Source organism: Streptomyces harbinensis (assembly GCF_900116145.1).
GTDB lineage: Bacteria > Actinomycetota > Actinomycetes > Streptomycetales > Streptomycetaceae > Streptomyces > Streptomyces carpaticus.
Window position 1 is genome coordinate 1 of record NZ_FPAB01000008.1, and the last position, 18130, is coordinate 18130.

17 protein-coding genes and 1 pseudogene are annotated in these 18130 nt (G+C 67.9%); 9 read left to right on the plus strand and 9 right to left on the minus strand.

Annotated features, from left to right (window positions below):
• Window positions 1-237, minus strand: a 237-nt coding sequence (locus BM385_RS20770) for a helix-turn-helix domain-containing protein (protein ID WP_139275216.1), incomplete at its 3' end; no start/stop codon positions are given.
• 251 nt (window positions 238-488) lie between these two features.
• On the opposite strand from BM385_RS20770, the gene BM385_RS20775 reads away from it, so the two are divergent.
• Complete coding sequence (locus tag BM385_RS20775) at window positions 489-779, plus strand: hypothetical protein (protein ID WP_093843984.1); 291 nt, start codon at window positions 489-491, stop codon at window positions 777-779.
• Between the two features lie 673 nt (window positions 780-1452).
• On the opposite strand, the gene BM385_RS20780 is transcribed toward BM385_RS20775, so the two are convergent.
• Window positions 1453-1926: a MarR family winged helix-turn-helix transcriptional regulator gene (locus tag BM385_RS20780; protein WP_093843985.1), complete on the minus strand. Its 474-nt coding sequence runs from the start codon at window positions 1924-1926 to the stop codon at window positions 1453-1455.
• Window positions 1927-1976: 50 nt separating this feature from the next.
• Between BM385_RS20780 and BM385_RS20785 the strand changes: the two genes are divergently transcribed.
• The 5 genes and pseudogenes from BM385_RS20785 to BM385_RS20800 all read left to right on the plus strand — a co-directional run bounded on the left by BM385_RS20785 (window position 1977) and on the right by BM385_RS20800 (window position 7031).
• Complete coding sequence (locus BM385_RS20785; protein WP_093843986.1) at window positions 1977-2507, plus strand: MarR family winged helix-turn-helix transcriptional regulator; 531 nt, start codon at window positions 1977-1979, stop codon at window positions 2505-2507.
• A 789-nt stretch (window positions 2508-3296) separates the two neighbouring features.
• Window positions 3297-3773, plus strand: coding sequence for a hypothetical protein (locus tag BM385_RS20790; RefSeq protein WP_093844101.1), 477 nt, complete (start codon window positions 3297-3299; stop codon window positions 3771-3773).
• Between the two features lie 76 nt (window positions 3774-3849).
• Window positions 3850-4069 (plus strand): annotated as a pseudogene (locus tag BM385_RS26580) (helix-turn-helix domain-containing protein); the annotation flags it as partial.
• A gap of 540 nt (window positions 4070-4609) precedes the next feature.
• Window positions 4610-5398, plus strand: a complete 789-nt coding sequence (locus BM385_RS20795) for a hypothetical protein (protein ID WP_093843987.1) — start codon at window positions 4610-4612, stop codon at window positions 5396-5398.
• Window positions 5399-6716: 1318 nt separating this feature from the next.
• Window positions 6717-7031 (plus strand): nuclear transport factor 2 family protein, encoded by a 315-nt coding sequence (locus BM385_RS20800; RefSeq protein ID WP_093843988.1) that lies wholly within the window; start codon window positions 6717-6719, stop codon window positions 7029-7031.
• An 89-nt stretch (window positions 7032-7120) separates the two neighbouring features.
• On the opposite strand, the gene BM385_RS20805 is transcribed toward BM385_RS20800, so the two are convergent.
• Together BM385_RS20805 and BM385_RS20810 are read right to left on the minus strand one after the other, a co-directional pair.
• A complete protein-coding gene (locus BM385_RS20805) occupies window positions 7121-8026 on the minus strand; it encodes a phosphotransferase (protein WP_093843989.1) in 906 nt (301 codons plus the stop codon).
• A gap of 533 nt (window positions 8027-8559) precedes the next feature.
• Window positions 8560-9168, minus strand: a complete 609-nt coding sequence (locus BM385_RS20810; RefSeq protein WP_019436329.1) for a hypothetical protein — start codon at window positions 9166-9168, stop codon at window positions 8560-8562.
• 726 nt (window positions 9169-9894) lie between these two features.
• Here BM385_RS20810 and BM385_RS20815 point away from each other — a divergent pair.
• Window positions 9895-10755, plus strand: coding sequence for an MBL fold metallo-hydrolase (locus tag BM385_RS20815; protein ID WP_093843990.1), 861 nt, complete (start codon window positions 9895-9897; stop codon window positions 10753-10755).
• Between the two features lie 324 nt (window positions 10756-11079).
• Here the strand turns inward: BM385_RS20815 and BM385_RS20820 are convergent, their stop codons facing one another.
• Window positions 11080-11640: a hypothetical protein gene (locus BM385_RS20820; protein WP_139275217.1), complete on the minus strand. Its 561-nt coding sequence runs from the start codon at window positions 11638-11640 to the stop codon at window positions 11080-11082.
• Between the two features lie 236 nt (window positions 11641-11876).
• Window positions 11877-12917 carry a chitinase gene (locus BM385_RS20825; protein ID WP_093843992.1) on the minus strand — a complete coding sequence of 347 codons (1041 nt, stop codon included), beginning with the start codon at window positions 12915-12917 and terminating at the stop codon, window positions 11877-11879.
• A gap of 260 nt (window positions 12918-13177) precedes the next feature.
• Between BM385_RS20825 and BM385_RS20830 the strand changes: the two genes are divergently transcribed.
• The gene (locus tag BM385_RS20830; RefSeq protein ID WP_093843993.1) at window positions 13178-14218 is read left to right on the plus strand and encodes a vWA domain-containing protein; all 1041 of its coding nucleotides are present in this window, start codon (window positions 13178-13180) and stop codon (window positions 14216-14218) included.
• A 190-nt stretch (window positions 14219-14408) separates the two neighbouring features.
• The gene (locus BM385_RS20835; RefSeq protein ID WP_093843994.1) at window positions 14409-15311 is read left to right on the plus strand and encodes an alpha/beta fold hydrolase; all 903 of its coding nucleotides are present in this window, start codon (window positions 14409-14411) and stop codon (window positions 15309-15311) included.
• A 99-nt stretch (window positions 15312-15410) separates the two neighbouring features.
• Here BM385_RS20835 and BM385_RS20840 read toward each other — a convergent pair whose 3' ends face one another.
• The 3 genes from BM385_RS20840 to BM385_RS20850 form a co-directional block, all read right to left on the minus strand.
• The gene (locus tag BM385_RS20840) at window positions 15411-16127 is read right to left on the minus strand and encodes a transglycosylase SLT domain-containing protein (RefSeq protein ID WP_019436335.1); all 717 of its coding nucleotides are present in this window, start codon (window positions 16125-16127) and stop codon (window positions 15411-15413) included.
• A gap of 305 nt (window positions 16128-16432) precedes the next feature.
• Complete coding sequence (locus BM385_RS20845; protein ID WP_026047863.1) at window positions 16433-17359, minus strand: cytochrome c oxidase assembly protein; 927 nt, start codon at window positions 17357-17359, stop codon at window positions 16433-16435.
• Between the two features lie 30 nt (window positions 17360-17389).
• Window positions 17390-18118: a type 1 glutamine amidotransferase gene (locus BM385_RS20850; protein WP_019436337.1), complete on the minus strand. Its 729-nt coding sequence runs from the start codon at window positions 18116-18118 to the stop codon at window positions 17390-17392.
• Window positions 18119-18130 lie beyond the last annotated feature (12 nt).

Here is an 18130-nt window from a genome sequence, read left to right on the forward strand (position 1 = left end):
AATCAGCGGAGCGAACTCGTCCACTATGCGTTGACGCCGGCGACCATTCGCGGCACGCTTCGGCGGCGCCACGGGCGCCTGAGAGTTCAGATACTTGGTCACCGTTCGCCTGTTCAGCCCGGTCTCCCTAGCGACCTGCCGCAAACTCATGGCACCCGACTCATACAGGCCGCGAAAGCGCCGCACCTCCAGCCAGCGATTCGGATCCAAGACCACTTCCTGCCGCCCTTCGTCCATCCAGAACAGACGACAGAAGACTCACCCCTCCTACCCCTCCACCGCATCAACAATGGTGCAGCTTCATCCGTACGTGGTGGTGCACGATCACTTGTACGCGGACAACTGGTTTCTCCGGTAGGAGTTTCTCCTGGGGCACAGATGCGTTACGGGTTGGCGCGACAGCTGTGTGAGAACGGCTTCGCTGATCGGCTCGATGATCTGAGCCGATTCCAGGATGGCCTGGAGGCGTATGTGCGGGAGGAATAGCAATGCTGACCTTCTTGCGTAGGGTACTCGCCGAGGCGATGCGTCAGCCGTGGTGGCCACCGCTCGGGTGCCCGGCAGACAACACCGATTTGTTCACTGTGCCGCCGGGGGAGTTGTGGGTGGACATGGACGCCGACCTGACGGCCGCTTACGAGGCGATTGGCTGCCGGGTGTTCACCTTTCGCGGGGAGACGGACCAGTGGCTGTCCATTGAGGACAGCATCCACGTCTGGCGCGGGGTCGCCGCGAACGCGGGATGCGGCGCCCGAGGTCGTGCGGCTGGCCGGTTGTGAGCACTCCCCCACAATCGCCACCGAGGAGACTGCGAACAACGCCCGTATCAGTCCCGCCTACGAGCGGGCGCTGTTGGAGTGGCTGGAACGTTAGGTAGACGTCTGACGTTCACGGTATGTCGTCCGGGCGCACCCTAGCCTGCGGAAGAGATCGGGCCTTGCATGACCGTTCGGCCCCCGAGCCCACGAGACTGCGCATTGCTACTGACGTGCGGAGCAAACGCATTCGACGACTGCCAGGCCGCCACTCCTGCCCTGCCCGCTACAGCCGGGGCCCTGAAGGGAGGTGCGCAGGTCGACCGGCAGCAGGGTGCAGGGGGGTGCCGCCTTGGGCCACGAAGTACTGGCCCACGAGGTCATCGCCGCCATCTCCGTCCCGACGCGCCGCCCGCTCCGTATCCCTCCTCCACCATCCTCTTGGCAGTAACCGGCTAGGATCTCAGCCTCAGAACATCGGCCCGCTGCGGCCCCCGGCAGGCGACCGACGAACCGCAGCAGCCACCGCCATTGACATCCGGCCCCAGCCACCCCACGTCCCTGGAGGCGAGGCCAGGAACAGCCGGCGGATGCAACGACGGACGGCTCCACCTCCGGGCCGTGGGCCGCGAAGCGGCTGCCAGCATCCGCCCGGCGCCACCGTCAACGAGTGGCTGTGACCGCTACGCGCCGGGATTCAGTCGGGGTCGGGGATCACCTGGGCGAACGAGGTCACGAATGTGGTGATGAGCCGGGCGAACTCGGACCGGTCGGCGTCGGGCCAGTCGGCCATCACCCGGGCGAAGACCTCCTGCCGGAACCGGTGGGTTCGGTCGAGTTGTTCCTGTCCGGAGCCGGTCAGGGTGATCAGCGTGCGCCGGGCATCGGACGGGTCGGTCCTGCGGTCCAGCAACCCTTCCCCGACCGCACGCAGCACCAGTCGGCTTGCCCTCGGCTGATCGACGCCGAGCGCGGCGGCGACATCCGTGACGGAGCACGGTTTGTCACGGTCCTCGACGACATCCAGCACGCTGAACAGCGTGGGGTCGATCGGCTTGCCGCCATCGGGTGGTACCAGCCGCCCCAGTGACCGGCGTGTCTGAGTGCGGCGGATCGCCACCATGGCCCGTTCGACGGCGGCAACCGCCTTGTCCTGATCCTTCTTCGACATACATGCTAGATTACAATAGTTGTTGAATAACATGCATTGGGGGGATTGTCATGACCGACCTGACCCAGGTGTCCAGCACTCGCGAGCGGCGGCCGTTCGGCTACTGGCTGAAGCACATCGACGGGGCGATCGAGGAGAACATGAGCCGACTGTTCGCCATGGACGGCCTGAACCGGCGGGGGTGGCAGGTACTGAACACCATCTCGTACGGACCGGTCACCGTGGCCGAACTCGACGACACCATGGACGCCTTCCTGTCAGCCGACGAGCCGACCATGCGCCCCTGCATCGACCGGTTCGCCGAGCGTGGCTGGACATCCACGGCCGATGACGGCGCTGTGACACTCACCGAAGAGGGACGACGAGCGCACCAGCGGGTCGCCGAGCAGACCGGGGTGCTGAGGGATCGGATGATGCAGTGCCTCTCGCCCCAGGAGTACAGGGTGCTGATGGAACTGCTCCAGCGGATCGCCACCCATCTCGACGCCCTGGCAATCGAAACTCCCGGACAGCAGCCCTCAGCGCCCTTCCCTTCTCGAGAGTCTGGCAGTACTGGTCACAGCCGCCCGCAGTCGGCTTGACCAGGCGCTTGACCGGGCTGGTCAACCGCAGGTCGGCGCTCTGGCCCTGGGGTCAGTAAACGCGCCGCAACCATCCCAGCAGCTGGCGCTCCGGCAACGGGTGCAGCTCCTGGCGACAACCGGCGTACGGGGGCCTTGTCCCTGCGGGCCGGCACCCTGGCCTCGACCGCGCGCGCCAGAACCGGATGCGGCTCCCCGGGACACACCCGCTCAAAGGACATGCGGCCAGGACGGTATGGCGGGGCGCCGTGCAGCGGGGTGAAGGAGGCGAGCATGAGCCACCGGTGCGAAGGCCGTCGCCGCCGGCACCGTCCCGCGCAGCAACGCGCGTGCACGGTGCGTTGACCGACGTTCCCCGTCAGAGCCGGTGATCGCGGGCATTGGGTACAGGCCGGCTGACTCGGTGGTCGTGGCAGTGAAGGCGAAGGGATTGGCCGGTGCGGATCCCCCGGGTGGGGTGTGGTCGGTGGTCCAGAAGGCGGTGTAGTCGTATCGCTGCTGTGGGGTGCCGGTCGCGTCGGTGTGACGGCGACCGAGCATAGGCCCGGGCGGCAGCCTGGTAGCGGGGGGCCGGTGCTGATCGAACTGTTGCGCCGCAACTGCCGCCCTCTCTTGCTCATCGTCGCATTCTCCGCGCCCGCGTGCTGGTGGGTTGATTGCCACCGGACCAGGTCGCTGCGCTCGGGTGACGGTCGTCGGCATCATAGGGCGGCCCGGCCCAGGCAGATCGTTCCCTTCTGAGTGATGGCCCCTGGTGGGACAGGCGGAGCCGGGCGCTAGCGTGTGTGGGTGGCCGACATCTATGAGCTCATGCTGACGGTGGACCTGCGGGACGACGTGCCGGATGATGAGCTGGACGAGCTCCGGTGGCACCTCGGATTGGGATCTCAACCGGAGGATCTCCGAATCGTGAAGGAGTTTCCGCACGCAGTGGAGGGCGAACACGGGGAACTGGTCGTGGAGAACCATCCCGTTCCCCTTCTGGGGTGCCACGGCGCGGCGACCAAGCTCACCGGAGCCCTCGTTTCCGTCCTGGCTCGCAGCGGCTGCGGTCGGGGAGGTGGGTGGGTTCTGACCAGCCGACAGGAGTTTCATCCGGATGAGGCGGAGGGCCTGGGCGAGTTGCTGTCCTGGATCGCGGGCAAGGCGAGCGATTATCAGCGAGAGCCTGACGGAAACATCCAACTGGGGTGGACCCGGTTCTACGAGGAACAACAGCCCGAGCCGCTGATGGTTCGGGACGGCGTGGTCGGCTGGCCGCTCTGATGTGCTGTCCGCGAAAATCGGTGACGGAGGCCATGGCTGGTCGGTCTTGAAATGGGCGAGGGCCTTCCGGCCTGTTCTGCACCAGCGACCAGAGAGGCCCTCATGCCGCAACGCACCCCTCACCGAGACCGGGCGTTTGCGTCTGGCATGGTGTGTCGTGGAGGAGGGCTTGGCCCATGCGGCGAGCAGCCGAGCGGTTCCAGGCATCACCGATGACTGCGAAGCGGTGGGCCGCCCGTTCCCGCCGGTTCGGCGAGGCCGGTAAACCGGTTTGTTCTGCTCCTCCAGAACAAACCGCGGCTGCCGCCACGGAGCATCGGTCGCTCCCCCAGCCAACTCTCAGCCTTACCTTCGTCACTCATTGTGCATTCTCGGATTCGTTTCGGCCTCTGTTCCCGGCGCTCCCTCGACACTCGTCGATGAGCATAAGCGCGGGCCGAAGAAGACCGGCCCCGAGGACCTGTACGGCTACGCCCCCTCCAGCCACACCGTCCGGGTGAGCGCCACGACCCGGCCCGGCTGCCGCTGATGTTCCGTAGGCTGCCGGGTGGCGCCCCAGGTGGCCCCGGGCGGGTGCAATCCGCAGCGGCGAAGGCTCCGTCCAGCCGGTCGGCGCAGACCAGGTTCGCGCCGCATGCGCATCGGGCCGCAGCGAAGCTGGGCAGCGGTATGAGCCAGCCGACACAGTAACCCCGCCCACACGGCACACGCCTCGCTCCCGCCGCCGGGAACAAGGCCGGCCCTGCTATTGGACCGGCTGTGCTGGTCAATGCAGCAGAGGGTAATGGCGGGGTCCGGGCCGGTGCTCGCCGGGTGGCGGGTGGGATCCTGAACGGGTGAACGAGATTTCCGCTGCACTCGCGGCTGTCCGGTGGCCGCTCATCGCGGCTGGGGAGACTGATTGGCTTCGGGAGTTAGCCCGCGACGACGGGCTCACCGGCTTCATGCCGCCGCCCTTGCCCGATGCCGCCTGGGTGCTCCACTCCATGTACGAACACGAACTCGGTCCCACCGACGTGTCCTTCGCCGAATATCAACGAGCCGTGCTGAATGGCAGCGGGCCCGACATCATCCCGGGCCTCGACCCCGCGGATATCTTCGGCGGGACGCCGGGCGAGCATCCCGGCCCCCGTTGGCACCGGCTGCGCTGGGCCGAGCTCTCAGAGCGGACCGGTGATCCCGTGGCGCACGAGGGACAGTTGCCCTCCTACCGCTCCTTCCCCTCACTCAGAATGCCGAGCGGCTGGCCGGTCGGCATCACCGGGCCGGCCGAGGGCAGCCTGGACCGCACCGACTGGAACCGCCTGATCGACATCCTCACCGAGCACAGCCCGCAGGGCGCCAAGACCACCTGCCTGGCCTACTACAACCCGCTCCTGCACGGGGCCACGGAGTTCCACAACCTGCACGTCCGGGCCGGCACCCTCGCCGATGCCAAAGCACTGTACGACCACCCGGACGAAGACGGCTGGACCCCGTCCAACCTCTGGGCCCGAAACCGGGCCTGGGTCCTCTGCACGGACTACGACCTGTGGGCCACCAAGGTGGCCGGCCCCACCCCGCTCATCGACGCCCTCCTCAACGACACACACATCGAGGCCATCCGGCTCCCCTGGGCTTTCTGAGTCCAGCCACCCCGCCTGGTACTCAGTCACACGGGCGTGATGTCGGTGCTCAAGTGCCTCTTCCAGCAATCCTGGTTCCCGCCTCTGCCGGATAGAGGGCTTAGGAGCGATGATTGGAGTCATCCGGGCTAAGGACATTTGGGGAACGAGTTGAGCGAAGCCCAGTCATTGTCTGACACGAATGTGACATCTCTGGCGTCGAGATAACTCAACACCCGAACCGGTCGCCTCTACCTTCACCAGGTGCCAGATGAACTCGCTGCTGGCTCAGTCCAAGGAGACGTCGTAGCACCTTCTCAAGGCGATAAACCTCTTCTGTTACCACCACTGACGACGGTGGAAAAGCCCCGCACTCGCAGTTCCACAGCACCTCCCCGACGAACGGTCGCGCAGCGTTCACACGGTGTCAGGTGGACTGCCCGGGCTTGGCAAGCGCACCGGCACCCGCAACGGCGTCGCCGGTTGCCACCGTGCACAGTGGGTCCGGCCCGGGGTCCGGACCTCGAACGGGCGATGCTCTCGCGCAGGCGGGCCTTCGGGCGGGAGGCGATCCCGCCATGGCCGACACCTCCGCCCCCTTGACAGCCGGTAGCTGGGTCGCGAGACGGATCGGCCGCCCACCCGGGTCACCCCCTCCGTCTATTCGCGCCGACTTCCATCTTTCTACCCACCGTCACCCAGCAACGTGATCAGCATGGTCACCGGTCATGAACGGCGTTGCAGTGTCTACACGTCGGTGACACGCACAGCCGAACGTTCCAATGACGTCACGACCAAACCTCACGCCTCTCCTCGATAACTTCCGGAGTCCACCACCGCAATCATCAGCACCAGGTGGTGAAGAGGGTGCCGGAATTCTGATAGGAGCTTGGTCAAGGGGCCAGACCTGCGGAAGCGGGCTTGTACACGGCTTGTCCGGCGGTAGGGAAAACAGGTACGAGAACGCCATTGCCGGCGCCCAGTCCTCAGTACCAGACGTTGGGGGCAGTAGTCGGGCGCCGCGCACCGTTCCGGGGCGGTACGAGCCTGGGTGTGGCACGTCCAGGGAAGGCCTGCCCTGGCCGGCCGCAGGTCGTCGGCGGAAGGTGGTACACGGCAGAGCACAAGCGCTGGAGAACACGAGGAGCGAGTACATGGCACGGAACAGTCGGCGCGGATTCGTCTCCCTTGCAGTTGCCACGGGCGGCTTGTTGCTCGCCGGTTCACCGGCAGCGGCGAACCCGCGCCCCCTCGAAGCGCCGGACGATTTCGGCATTTCGGGCCGGGGACGGGTGAACAAGGGGCTGGTGCGCAGGGCGTTCGTGCGACAGAACAGACGGTGGTCAACGGAAGGACCTACCTCAGCAAGCAGGAGTTCCTTGACGAGGGGTCGGCGCCGATCCTGACCCGACTGGCGACGAACCTGCACATGACGGTCCAGAACCTGTGGGCCGACGACGACACGGTCATCGCACGCTTCGAAGGAACTGCGACGGCCCTCGACGGGCTGCCGTACCGTAATGAGTACTGCTGGGTGCTGACCCTGCGCCGGAACGCGGTGGTGCGGGCGTACGCGTATCTGGACATGGTCGCCGTCGCGGACCTCGTCGAACGGGTTCCGGTGCCACGTCCTTCCGCACGGGAGCGGGACTGAGTAATCGCGCCGGCACGAGCAGGGCCGCGCGGGGGTGTATCCGAGGGCAACCGTGAGATCATCCGTCGACTCGGGAGGAGCCGATCGGGTTACGGCAGGAGTGCGACGGTCCGATCTGTCAGAGGGCCGATGATGAGGGGCAGGCGTCCGGGGTTGCGTTGGCGGACGAAGTCTGCGAGGTCGAGGGCCGCCAGAGCGAAGCAGTGGGCCAGTACGCCTGGGCCGGCGACCTGCTCGCCCGTGGCGCGTGTCAGGTTCCAGCCCGCTCGATCGATGTCATCCACCGTCAGCAGTGTGGCGTAGTCGAACGCTCGGGTTCCGCTGCCGAGAGCTTCGATGTCGATCACCGCGGCCACTCGTCCGGCACGGAACAGGACGTTGTCCAGTCGGAAGTCGCCGTGGACGAGGTCTTCGCTCGGTAGCTCAACTTGCCCGAACGAGGCGACGAGCGCGTCGAGGGCTTCGACGAACCGGCGTCCCCGGCTCCCTGAATCGGCCATGGCCTGTCGCGAGTGGTCCCACTCACCGGCCAATCGGGTGCGGGCGTAGCGCGACCAGCAGTGCTCGGGATCGATGTCGAGACCACGCTGCTGCTCCAGTACGGGGAGGAGCCGTTCGGCGACCTCGGCTGTGAGTCGACTGGGAGATCTTCCCGGCACATATTGCTGAATGCGATAGGGAAATCCGGACTTCGCGACTCCGACGGCGAGCCAGGCAGGGGTGGGGTAGCCGGCATCCCTGGCGCGCTCGACCGCGTCCGCCGCGCGCAGGAGCTGTGGCGCGGCGGAGCGGTTGGGAGACCACTTGAGGACGGCGCTTTCGTTCTCGCCGTTGCAAAGGAGCCAGGTGCCCGCTTGGAAGCCGGCATGCATCGGCTCCACCAAGTGGTAGGTGGTTCCGTGCGTGTGGTTGGCGTCGGCCACGATCAGGCGGGCGATCGCCGGATCGGTGCGTTCGGGGATATGGGACAGCTCAGGGATGTCGTCGGAAGACATCAGGGGTGATCTCCAGGCACGCGGAAACTTCGCCGTCGATTATGGAGCTGACTTCTCGTTGTGGGTGTTGTGCGCCTGGGATCAAGCCACATACCGACACTATCAAGGCAGCAATCACGAGGTGCTGAGCGACCGCACCGAAGTGCCTCTGCATGTGCTCTGTTCGCCACAACCCAGCGCCAGACGCCGCAGGATCATGACCGCCCGCACCAACCGCGTCCACTGGTCCAACCGTCACTCCCCGTCGGGCGGACAGACGTCCCCCGAGTCCACGTGGCCAGAAGCCGATCTGCCGGGAGAGCGCGGCACGCGCCGGCCGTCGTCCTCGCCCTGAACGTGTGCGGGGTGGCGGGCCGTCAGCGCGCCTCGGGCTGTGGCACCCTACGGCTGCACGGTGCGAAGAACATCGCCTCGGGCAGTCGCCGCAATGCGCGTGATGCCCGCCGACCCCTCACGCTCCTCGGCCTCGGTTGAGCTCGAAGTGGACGTCACTCGACCACGCCTTCAGCCCGAGACTGGGAGGTAACACCGCCTCAGATGGTCGGAGTGTCGTCGACAACCGGCCTGTGCATCTCAACGACCGGCTTCCACCCCGCGGAGAAGTCGATGAAGTCCGCACGGGTGGGGTAGGTGTCGATCGCGCGACGGTCACGCTTGGGGCTGTCGCCGCCCTTGCGCCCGCGGGGAATCTGCTCCTCGAAGATGTCGACCTTCACGTCGGGAACCTCCTTGAGGCCCTGGCGCCAGATCTGCACGACGTCGGCGCCGAACGCCTGCCGGGCCGCAGCGTAAAGGGCCGTCAGAGCCCCCTTGTCCCCACCAGGGACGAAAAGAGCCAGATCCAGCACGACACCGGCGGACTGGAGAACCTCGATGGTCACCGGGCCGTTGTCGTCGGCCAGGTAGATTCCGGCATCATTCTCGTCGTCGGGAAGGCAGGAGACCTCTTCCTGGAATGCGGTCCTCGCCGTGATCGAACCGCCCTCGAAATCCTCACCGGACTTGGTCAGAAAAGCAGGGACATAACAGTCGGGAAGCTTGAGTTCTGCCGTGTCGGCGGAAACGAAGATCCTGTCGTTCACGCCGAGCTTCGTCACCTCTTCCAGCGAGAGGCGGCGAGCGGCGATCTTCTCCGTGTTCACGATTTGCCTTTCAGGTTGCACTGTCCCTCCGAACAAGGACGTTACCACGAAACCAGGAGGTCAACTGACCAGTAATCCTCCGGTAAATGGCCTCCGATGTCCTGCTCGGGAGGATACCGAGGCGAGTGCCACTCGGCCGGGAACATGCATCCGCCAGGCAGTATCCCTCGTCACGGCGATCGGGATCAACCGGCGGTTGCATTTCGGTGCGTTGGGTAGCACCAAGGAACCAAAAGAGAGTTTGCGGTAGATATCACCCATATCCCCTTGAGGGAGGTTCGCCTGACCCCTGAGCGGCTTGCCGGTGGGTTCTCCGGAGTGGTGGTGACGAGGTCACCACAGGATTCACCGACGTCTTCCAGGTATATGCGCATCGCCTGAAATATTCTTTTGACTTCGGAATGTGCGACGTCTTGCAACCTTTATTGCCGTGCCGCCACGTTGCCAGTCCCCCTCGTGCAAATCCGGCAGTGGACTGCCCCGGGGGATATCGAGCCCTGATGACGACAGCGTTCCGGGCTGCGGGCCCGTCCCTCATGAGGAGTCGTGGTGATCACGGCTGCGCCGCAGGAACTGGCGATTCACGTGTTCCGGTGGACCACGGTGCCTGCCGGAACCACAAGGCTCCGGGGCTGGACGCAGTGAGGGCCGGTCGAGTGCGGCGTGCGCGCCCTCTCCCCGGCACAGCGTGCCAGGCGGACGCACTGGGTGTGTAGCGCCTCGGGAATGGGTTACCCGGGGCCGCGAGGAAGGGAGTGTGCCGTGCGGGAGGAATTGCCCGAGGGGACGGCGGAGATTCTGTTCATCGGCAACGCAACGCTGCTCATCCGCTACGGTCAGCTGACGCTGTTGACGGACCCGAATTTCCTTCACCGTGGGCAGCACGCTCATCTGGGGTACGGGCTGGTGACGCGTCGGCTGACGGAGCCGGCCGTCGATGTCGCGGACCTGCCGCACGCGGACCTCGACGCCGTGGTGCTTTCCCATCTGCACGGCGATCACTTCGACCGGGTGGCCCGGCGCGGGCTGGACAGCGGGTTGCCGTTCCTGACCACTCCGCACGCCGCACGGTTTCTGCGCGGCCTGTACGGCTTCCGGCGAGCGGCCGGGCTGCGAACCTGGCAGAGCCACACGCTGGAGCACGGTACCTCCCGGGTACGGGTCACGTCCCTGCCGGGCCGGCACGCGCCCGGGCCCACCCGGTGGCTCCTGCCACCGGTGATGGGGAGCCTGCTGGAGTTCGGGGACAGCGCCGGGCCGACCCGCCTGGTCATCTACCTCACCGGCGACACTCTGGTCTTCAGCGGACTGCGCGAGATAGCGGAGCGCGTCCCTGACATCCATCTCGCCGTTGTCCACCTCGGCGGCACCACCCTCCCTGGCGGACTGACCGTCACCATGGACGCCCGGCAGGGCTCGGATCTGCTCGATCTGGTGCAGCCGCGCCAGGCGCTCCCCGTCCATTTCGACGACTACCCGGTCTTCCGCTCCTCTCTGGAGGACTTCCTGGAGGAGGCCGGCCGGCGCGGCCACGGGAGCCGGGTATTGCGATGCGTGGCAGGCGAACGGATCCGGGTGAGCGCCTGATCCCCGGTGGCTGCCCGCCGTCGTCCTGCTGCATCGAGTCCTGCGCCAGGAACCGGCCGTACAGTACCGGGCCGGATGGCACCACATCCTGGGTTCCCTGCACATCCACCTCGACAGCCGCTTCGCTCCAGCAGCGGAGATGGCCAGGACCGGCTCCCGGGAGCGCGGCGCCGGCTGTGGGCAGGCCACCAGCTGACCCGGAGCGCATCGTCGGACCGGACGACCACCGTCCACGTCCCGCCACGACGCCCGGGACGGCCCGTCAGTACGACGAGCGGCCTGTGTGAGGTGCGCTGGAGCCGGGGCGGCGGGTGCCTCGGTCGTTCAGTCCTTTGCCGGGGCTTTGGTTCTGCGTTCGCGCAGGCGGTCCATGAGCTGGAAGAGGGAGCCCAGGGGTGGGCCGAGGGAGAAGAGGCCGCAGGCCAGGGCGCCGATCGTGCAGAGGGTTCCCATGAGGGCGCTGCTGAACCAGACGCTGGAGCCGGGGCCGACGAGGATCGGTTTGTCGTCCCTGCTCATCCACCCGCTGTTGTGGGGTGTGACCAGGCGGGCGTCGGAGAGGTCGGTGGTCTCGCAGTCCCCGTCGACATGCAGTTTGTAGACGCCGATGTGCGGCTTCGACCCGTCGGAGGAGACGAACAAGCCCTGGCAGACGGTGATGGTGGTGCGTCCCCCGCTGATCTCTTCTGTGCGTGAGACCGTGGTCTCGCCGACAGCGCCGGCGTTGCCCCGTGCGGCCTGGTGGAAGGCGTAGGCGTCGTTGCCGAGGGCCCAGGCCAGTTGAGTCAGCACCACGGTGGCCAGGCAGGCGATCGGCCAGATGATGCCGAAGGCGATCACCCGTTGCAGGGGGCCGCCTTCTGGGGCGGGCTGACGGGGCTTCATGGCGTTCCGTGGGATGCGCGGGTGGCCGGGGTGTCCGCTTGTGGAGGGCCGATGGCCGTCGTCGGTGTGGTGTGGGAGGGGTCCGCCGGAGGCGGCAGGTCGAGCGGGATGTGGCCCATGTTTCCCCCTGGTCTTTCGCTGTGTTCATCAGATCACAGTGGTCGATGTGTGCCGGGGCGGGGGGGTGGTTGGGGCCGGCCCCGGGGAACCGTGGGGCAGGGTTCCCCGGGGTGGGGTCAGGGCAGGGCGTGGACGTGCGGTCCGACGACGGAGGACCAGGCGTAGCCGCTGTGGGCGTCCCAGTTGGTGGACCAGGTCATCGCTCCGCGCAGGTCGGGGTAGGTGCGGTCGGGGACGAAGGTGCCGCAGTTGGTGCCCTGGGTCAGGCAGTCCAGTGCGTCGGTGACGGTCTGTGGGCTGACGTAGCCGGAGCCGGCCGCGTTCGGGGAGGCGGGGACGCCGAGGCCGACCTGGGAGGGGTCGAGGCCGCTCTCCAGTTGGATGCAGGCCAGGGCGGTGAGGAAGTCGACGGAGCCGGCGGCGTACACCTGGCCGTCGCAGCCGAGCATGGTGCCGCTGTTGTAGTACTGGGTGTTGACGACGGTCAGGAAGTCCTTGGTGTTCAGCGCCAGCTGGAAGTACTGGCTGCTGGTGGACTGCATGTCGATGGTCTGGGGTGCCATGGTGTAGACGAGGCTGTCGCCGGTGGCCGCGTGGATGCCTTCCATGGCCTGGGTGAGGTAGGTGGCGTTGATGCCGTGTTCCAGGTCGATGTCCACGCCGTCGAAGCCGTACTCGTCCATGAGGGCGAGTGTGCTGGTGGTGAAGGCCTGGGCGGAGGCGGGGTCGTTGACGGTGACGTTGCCGAGTTCGCCGCCCACCGAGATGATGACCGACGTGCCGGCGGCCTGTTTGGCGGCGATCTCGTCCTTGAACTGCTGCTCGGAGGTGTAGCCGAGTACGGGATCGAGGTTGAATTCGATCTCTCCGGGGACGGTGGTGGAGTCGGCGAACGAGACGGCGATGATGTCGAAGTCGTCCGGTACGTCGGCCAGTCGCTGGATCACCGAGCCGTTGTCGAAGTTGTGCCAGTAGCCGGTGACCGCGTGGCGGGGCACCGCTTGGGTGCCGGGGCCCGGGCCGGAGGGTTCGCCGGCGCCGGCGCCGGTGGCGAGGGCCGTGGTGACGAGGAGGGCGGCGAGCGCGCCGGATCCCAGGGCGAGGGTGAGGGGCCGGCGGCGTGTGGGGGGTGCGCCGGCGGTGCGAGTGTTGTCCACTCCTGCCTCCGTAACGAGTGTGGGGGGTACGGGGGGTTCGGTGGCCACCGATGGCACCCCAGGTTGGTCCAGACCAGTGGGTGTGTCAATGGGCCGGGCCGGTGCGGGGGTCCGGCGGGGGCCGGCGCGCGGCACGTGTCCTGATCCGGTGTCACCGGGTGTGAGGGCTGCTCGGGTTCGGTCGGTCCGGGAGGCCGGGCCGATTGTCAGTGGTGACTGGCATGGTGAGGGACATCGCAAACGGAACGAGGGGGCTGTCCATGTCCGGTTCGCAGAACTACATCAATCACGTCGCCCTGGTGCTGGACGCCAGTTCGTCGATGTCGCATCTGAGCAGCAAGGTCGTCGAGGTGGCCGATCAGCAGATCGCCTACCTGGCCCGGCGGTCCCGGGAGCTGGACCAGGAGACGCGGGTCACGGTGTATGTGTTCGCGAACACCGTGGAGTGCGTCATCTACGACAAGGACGTGCTGCGGATGCCGTCGCTGAAGCAGTTGTACCGGGCCGGGGGGATCACCGCGCTGCTGGCCGCCGCCTTGAAGTCGCAGCGGGAGCTGGCCCGGACGGCGCAGCTGTACGGGGACCACAGCTTCCTGACGTTCGTGCTCACCGACGGGCAGGAGAACGCGAGCCACCGGTGTCCGGACGCTCCGTCCCAGGACCCGGGCCGGCTGATCGCGGCCGTCTCGGAGATGATCGAGCAGCAGGAGGACAACTGGACGCTCGCCGTGCTGGTGCCGGATCAGATGGGCAAGCGGGAGGCCATGCGGTACGGCTTCCCGAAGGACAACATCGCCATCTGGGATGCCACGAGCACGCAGGGGCTGGAGGAGGCCGGGCAGGTCATCCAGGAGGCCACCGAGAAGTTCATGATCGGGCGCACCAAGGGGGTGCGGGGGTCGCGCGCGGTGTTCTCGACGGGTGCGGAGGCGGTCAACGAGAAGACCATCAAGGCGGCCGGGCTGACGCCGGTGAAGCCGTCGGCGTACGCGCTGATACCGGTCGCGCGGGACGCGGGGATCCGGGAGTGGGTCGTGGAGAGCGGGCACACCTACCGCACCGGGGGCGCGTTCTACCAGCTGAGCAAGTCGGAGAAGATCCAGCCGCGGAAGCGGATCGCGGTGCTGGAGAAGAAGACGGACAAGGTGTACACCGGGCCCGAGGCGCGGGCGCTGCTCGGGCTGCCGGATGTGGAGGTGCGGGTGAAGCCGCATCACAACGAGAACTTCACGATCTTCGTGCAGAGTACGAGTGTGAATCGCAAGCTGGTGGCGAACACGCGGCTGCTGCTGATGCTCTGAGGTGGTGGTGGGTGGCGTGGGGTGGTGCCAGCACCACTGTGCACCGGGGATCTTGGTCCATTGGTCCCGCGCGACGCTCGCGCCTAGGGTGGATCTTGCTCGAACACCGCGTCGTATGACGGATGTTCGTGTGCCGGCTGATGCGGCACCGGCTCGGCCCCTACCCCCACTGTCCCTTCGGAGGCAATTCATGATCCGCAAGAAGCTCGCGACCACTGCCGGCATCGCGCTGTGCTGCGCCCTCGCCGGTGCCGGGCTGGTCGGCTGCGACTCCACGGAGCCGGAGGGCGGCCCGGAGTCCTCCGCGCCCGCGCCCGAGGGTGGCGAGGGACTGCTCACCGGGACCGAGGTGATCGACGTCGAGGGCCGTTCGGTGAACGTCTCCTGCTCCGGCGACCCGGTGGCTGAGCGTCCGCTGGTCGTGCTGCTGCACGGCGGCGGCGACGATCTCACCACCATGGCCGATCTGCAGGAGACCCTGAGCGCGCAGGGCCGCGTCTGCTCGTACGACCGGCTGGGTGCAGGTGGCAGCGATCAGCCGGAGGGGCCGCAGGACTTCGAGGGGGTCGGGAGGACACTGACCGGGGTTCTGGACGAGGTGGCCGGGGACGGGCCGGTCGTTCTGGTGGGGCACTCCATGGGCGGGCTGATCGCCGGGCGGTACGCTCCCGATCACCAGGACCGGGTGCAGGGTCTGGTGCTGCTGGACAGCACCTCCCCCACCGCGGGCACCGATCTCTCGGCGCGGATCCCGGAGTCCGCCACCGGCCCGGCGGGTGAGCTGCGGGAGCAGACGCTTGCGGTGTTCGACGGGGCGAACCCGGAGCAGCTCGTCTTCACCGACGGGCCGGTCCGCTCAGCAGGTGACATACCGGTGCGGGTGATCCAGCACGGGCAGCGGTACCTGGCGGAGGTGCCCGAGTACGGGGAGGGCCTGGAGGAGGACTGGACCGCGGGGCAGAACCAGTGGCTGGCGCTCTCCACCGACAGTGAGCTGAGCACCGCGGAGAACAGCGGGCACTACATCCATGTGGACGAGCCGGAGGTCGCCGTCGCGGCCATCGAGGAGGTCGCCGCGCGGGCGGCCGGCTGAGGCTCCCCGGGTGGGCCGAGGCGGCCCGGCCGGACGGTGACACGCGGCGACGCCCGGTACCCCGTGGGTGGGGTGCCGGGCGTCGGGCGGCTGGGGGCGTCAGTAGGCGCTGTTGACGTTGTCCATCGAGCCGTACCGGTCGGCGGCGTAGTTGCAGGCCGCCGCGATGTTCGCGACCGGGTCGTAGATGTCGGTGCTGGTGCCGTCCACGTGGTACTGCTCGAAGGTCGGGTCGATCACCTGGAGCAGGCCCTTGGACGGGATGTTCTTGTGGGCGTTGGAGTCCCACATGTTGATCGTCTGCGGGTCACCGCTCGACTCGCGCATCAGATTGCTGTGGATGCCCTCGTACGAAGCGGGGATGCCGTTCTCGCGCAGCACGTCCAGCGCCTCGTTGATCCACTGGTCGATCTGCTCCGCCGAGGCCGGTTCCGGCTTCGGCTGGTCCTTCTTGTCGATCACGACCAGCGTGCCGTCCGCGTTGTACTCCGCGCCGCGGCCCTCGTCGGTGTGCTCGGGCTGCTCCTGGGGCGTGTCGTCCGCAGGGGCGGCGGCGGGCTGCTCCTGGGGCTCGGCGGGGGCCTCCGCGGCGGCCGTGCCGGTGTCCGGGGTCGATTCCGGCGTCCCGGTTTCCGCGGGTGCCGAGAACGCCGGGGCGCTCGCGGTCACGGTCGTGGGGGCGGTGGCCGGGGTGTGGGCGTCGGCCGAGGCGGTCGGGACGTGGACGAGAGACAGAGCCGCAGCCCCGGCGGTCACGATGCCGGCCGCAGCAGCCGTGCGGGTCCGAAGACGGGAAACGCCGTGGGTGGCGGTCATACACAAACCTCGATCCTCACGAGAGCGGAGAAATGCCGCGAATGGCGACATCCGCTACCGTGCCCCACCCCCCGAGACCGGGGCAAGAGGCTCTCCTGCGGCCCGGAGTCGTAGTACCGCGCCGGTCACTGCGGGCGGGTGGTGCGGCGGGCGGGTCAGTTCCCTCCTACCGGGCTTCGGATGTGACGGGCCTCTCGTGCGCCGCCTCACAGCGGGCGTCCGCGCGGGGCACCGACCGTGCTCGTACGATCACCCCGGGGTTGACGTGCGGCCGGCCGGGTGGGTCCGGAGCGCGGGGCTCGTGGCTACTTCGGGAGAGAGGCCAGGTACGCGTTGTAGTCGGACAGCGCCTGGTCGTTGGTGCGGTCCGCCTGGCGGTCCTCCCGGCGTGCCTTGCGCTCCTCGGAGGCCCACCACTGGAAGACCAGGGCCACCAGGACCAGGACGGTCGGGATCTCGCTGAAGGCCCAGGCGATGCCGCCCGCGGCGGACTGGTCCGCCAGGGCGTCGGTGGCCAGGGAGGCGGGCGGGTCGGCGAACGTGGTCACCATGGGCTCGGTGCCCATCATCAGGGCGATGCCGAAGAACGCGTGGAACGGCATGGTCGCGAAGAGTTCCAGCAGGCGGATGACGTGGCCCGAGCGGTGCGGGCCGGGGTCGACGCCCATGATCGGCCAGAAGAAGACGAGGCCGACCGCCAGGAAGTGGATCATCATCGCGATGTGCCCGGTCCGGGATTCCATCAGGAAGTCGAACAGCGGCGTGAAGTAGAGGCCGTAGAGGCTGGCGATGAACAGCGGGATGGTGAAGAGCGGGCTGGTGATGATCCGGACGTACCGGGTGTGGAGGAAGGCGATCAGCAGCCTGCGCGGGGCCGAGGGGGGCAGGGCGCGCATCAGGAGGGTGACCGGGGCGCCCAGCAGCAGCAGGAGCGGGGTGACCATGGAGATCACCATGTGCTGCACCATGTGGACGCTGAACAGCACCATGCCGTAGTCGTTCAGTGCCGTGCAGGTGACCGCGATGATCGAGACGATGCCGAGGGCGAAGGAGACGGTGCGGCCGACCGGCCAGCGGTCGCCGCGGCGGTGGAGGCGGATCGCGCCCCACAGGTAGAGCGCGAGAACCGCCAGGCTTCCCCAGAGGAAGAGGGGATCGCCGCCGAATTCCATTCCGCGTGCGAAGGAAAACGGCGGCAGATCCGCCATCGTGCCGTGGTCACCATGGTCCATGCGGAACAGGATATGACCCGGCGTTTCGGGTCAGACGGTCTGGGTGGCCGCCGCGATGCGTTCGGCGCGCAGGGCGTCGTACCAGCGGTCGTCCACCGGCGGGAGGCTGGGGACGTCCAGGTGGAGGCGGAGCAGCAGATCGGCGATCTGCGGGTTGCGGGCCATGACGGGGCCGTGCATGTAGGTGCCGAAGACGGTGTCGCGCCAGGCGCCCTCGGTGCCGTCGCCGGTGCCGTTCCCGTTGCCGAAGTGAACGCGTGCGAAGGGGCGGACGCCGGGGCCGAGCTGGGTGACGCCCTGGTGGTTCTCGAAGCCGGTGAGCTGGGGCAGGCCCAGGGCGTCGTCCACGTCGGCGAGGACGTCGCCGACGCAGCGGGCTCCGGTGCCGCGGACGCTGATGACGTCCAGGAGGCCGAGGCCGGCCTCGCGCTCGCCGAGGTCGTTGATGAACTCGCGGCCCAGGATCTGGTAGCCGGCGCAGACGGAGAAGATGATCGCGCCGGATTCGGCGGCCTTGGTGAGGCCGCCGTCGCGGCGCAGGCGCTCGGCGGCCAGGCGCTGGGGGCGGTCCTCGCCGCCGCCGATGAGGTAGATGTCGCCGGTGGTGGGGATGGGCTGGTCGGAGCGGACGTCCACGCGTTCGACGGCGAGTCCGCGCTGGCGGGCCCGGCGCTCGACCACGAGGACGTTGCCCTGGTCGCCGTAGGTGCTGAGCAGGTCGGGGTAGACCCAGATCAGGCGCAGGCTGGAGGCGGTCATGGGTGTGCTGGC

What these genes read in the sequence shown, in the direction of transcription:
- BM385_RS20830 (WP_093843993.1), top strand. Translation starts at nt 13,178, where the DNA reads ATGTCCGGTTCGCAGAACTACATCAATCACGTCGCCCTGGTGCTGGAC.
- BM385_RS20840 (WP_019436335.1), bottom strand. Translation starts at nt 16,127, where the DNA reads ATGACCGCCACCCACGGCGTTTCCCGTCTTCGGACCCGCACGGCTGCT.
- BM385_RS20845 (WP_026047863.1), bottom strand. Translation starts at nt 17,359, where the DNA reads ATGGACCATGGTGACCACGGCACGATGGCGGATCTGCCGCCGTTTTCC.
- BM385_RS20815 (WP_093843990.1), top strand. Translation starts at nt 9,895, where the DNA reads ATGGGTTACCCGGGGCCGCGAGGAAGGGAGTGTGCCGTGCGGGAGGAA.
- BM385_RS20780 (WP_093843985.1), bottom strand. Translation starts at nt 1,926, where the DNA reads ATGTCGAAGAAGGATCAGGACAAGGCGGTTGCCGCCGTCGAACGGGCC.
- BM385_RS20805 (WP_093843989.1), bottom strand. Translation starts at nt 8,026, where the DNA reads ATGTCTTCCGACGACATCCCTGAGCTGTCCCATATCCCCGAACGCACC.
- BM385_RS20820 (WP_139275217.1), bottom strand. Translation starts at nt 11,640, where the DNA reads ATGAAGCCCCGTCAGCCCGCCCCAGAAGGCGGCCCCCTGCAACGGGTG.
- BM385_RS20775 (WP_093843984.1), top strand. Translation starts at nt 489, where the DNA reads ATGCTGACCTTCTTGCGTAGGGTACTCGCCGAGGCGATGCGTCAGCCG.
- BM385_RS20835 (WP_093843994.1), top strand. Translation starts at nt 14,409, where the DNA reads ATGATCCGCAAGAAGCTCGCGACCACTGCCGGCATCGCGCTGTGCTGC.
- BM385_RS20850 (WP_019436337.1), bottom strand. Translation starts at nt 18,118, where the DNA reads ATGACCGCCTCCAGCCTGCGCCTGATCTGGGTCTACCCCGACCTGCTC.
- BM385_RS20785 (WP_093843986.1), top strand. Translation starts at nt 1,977, where the DNA reads ATGACCGACCTGACCCAGGTGTCCAGCACTCGCGAGCGGCGGCCGTTC.